This window comes from Gimesia chilikensis (genome assembly GCF_008329715.1).
GTDB lineage: Bacteria > Planctomycetota > Planctomycetia > Planctomycetales > Planctomycetaceae > Gimesia > Gimesia chilikensis.
Genome location: NZ_VTSR01000041.1, coordinates 1 through 2027, shown reverse-complemented (window position 1 = coordinate 2027; position 2027 = coordinate 1). Strand labels below are relative to the sequence as shown.

General features: G+C 61.3%; 1 protein-coding gene. It reads left to right on the top strand.

Features of this window, described 5'->3' with window-relative positions; genetic code table 11:
- A partial coding sequence (locus FYZ48_RS29115; protein ID WP_149345980.1) for a golvesin C-terminal-like domain-containing protein occupies positions 1 to 2027 on the top strand: 2027 nt, incomplete at both ends.

The following is a 2027-nucleotide window of genomic DNA, read 5'->3' as shown; positions in this document are numbered from 1 at the left end:
ACCGCCGGTCCTGCGTTCGGCCGACGGACGGGGGGGATATGACATCCTGGACTTCGACGCCAAGGGACAGGCCGTGATCGACACCGGCTACTCCCTGACAGCCGACGGTGTGGGGACCGTGCAGTACCTCAACTTTGAGGAAGTGACCCCGTTCGAAGACAACCCGGCCACGATCGTCGACAACGGCGACCTGGGCTTCTCACTGAGCGGGGACTGGCCTTACCATCCGGCAGGCACCGCAGCGATCACCACGGGGGTCGGCTATGAAGACGACATTCACACCGTGCAGTCGCAGCTGGTGGATCCGGTTCACTACGGTGATGCCGCCGCCTTCTGGGAATTCTACGGTCTGACCCCGGGCGTATACCGCGTCTCAGTCACCTGGCCGGCTTCGGAGAATCCGTTTGTGATTCCGCAGATGGCCAGCGATGCACCGTTTACCGTGTTCGATGGATCCCGCAACGACATTACCACTACGGCGGTTGACCTGGGCACCTTCGATCTGAACCAGCAGATCGCCCCTGATGACTTCCAGGCCGACGGTGCTCTCTGGGAAGACCTGGGAACATTTACCATCAACAGCCGGACGCTGACCGTGATGCTGACCAATCTGGCCAACGGCCTGATCACTGCCGATGCAGTCCGCATCGAGCGGGTCTCCGCCGGTCCGGAAGTTCAGCTGACCGACGTGACCGACGCCCCGGCACCGCCAAGCGTGCTGGTTGACGGTCATCCGGGCGGCATCGACTTCGGGACCACCGAACTGTTGACCGACCTGACCCGGACCTTCGAGATCACCAACACCGGTTCTGCTCCCCTGGACATCAGCAACATCGTGATTCCTGCCGGATTCACGACCACGCTGACCGCTCAGAGTGTGGCCGCCGGCGATACGATCAGCTTCGAGATCACGATGGACTCCGACTCCTTCGGCGACCGTTCGGGCCTGTTCTCGTTCGACACCAACGACGTGGATGAAGCGACCTTCAACCTGCTGCTGCACGGTCAGGTCTCTAACGTGGTGATCATCGACAACGGCGATGCCGACTTCTCGGCCACCGCCGGCTTCGAACTGTATGACTCGGGCGTCAACCGGGGCAGTGCCGGCTTCGAAGGGGACATCGCGGGTGCGATTCCCAACCAGCCGGGCTTCATTCCACCTCCGGCTGGGACCGACACCGCAACCTGGACCTTTACCGGTCTGGCCAACGGTTTCTACCGGGTCTCCACGACCTGGTCGGCGCTGTACAACCGGGTGACCGATGCTCCTTACACCGTAACCAGTGGTGGAAACACCTTCAGCCTTGACGTGAACCAGACTCTGATTCCGTCCAGCTTCGCTGATAACGGGGCGGCCTGGTTTGATCTGAATACCTTCTTTGAAGTGGTTGACGGCACGCTGACAGTGACCCTGACCAACGATGCGAGCAGCCTCCCGCGGGATCACTTCGACCTGGCCAACGGCGTGATCGCCGATGCGGTCCGCATTGAATACCTGCCGACTCCCGACCTGGAAGTCACCGTGGACGGCAATGTCGTGGACGATGACACGGGCGTGGTTGACTTCGGTACGACGATCCCCGGCATTCCGGTTATTAAAACCTTTACCGTGACGAACCTCTCCGCGGATCCGGTCGATGTGACCGGCCTGGTTGAGTTCCCGCCCGGGTTCAGCATTGATCCTGCTTCCCCGTTCGGAACGGATACCGTGCCTGTGAACATTCCCGGCGGTGGATCAGTGACCTTCACCATCCAGTTCGACGGCGGGACCACCGGTTCGACCTTCGGTCAGATCTCGTTCACCACGGGTGACGCGGATGAAAATCCTTACAACTTCACCGTAACGGGTGCCGCCGGGCCGGCAACCGTCGGTATCAACGATGGCGACTTCACCAGAACCGGCACCTGGAATGAGCACATTCCGGGCGTTGTGGGTGATCCGGAGTTCTTGTACACGGGAGTGCCTTACGTCGGCGGCAGTGGTGCCAATACAGCCAGCTGGGAGTTCGACGTGGAACCCGGCCGGT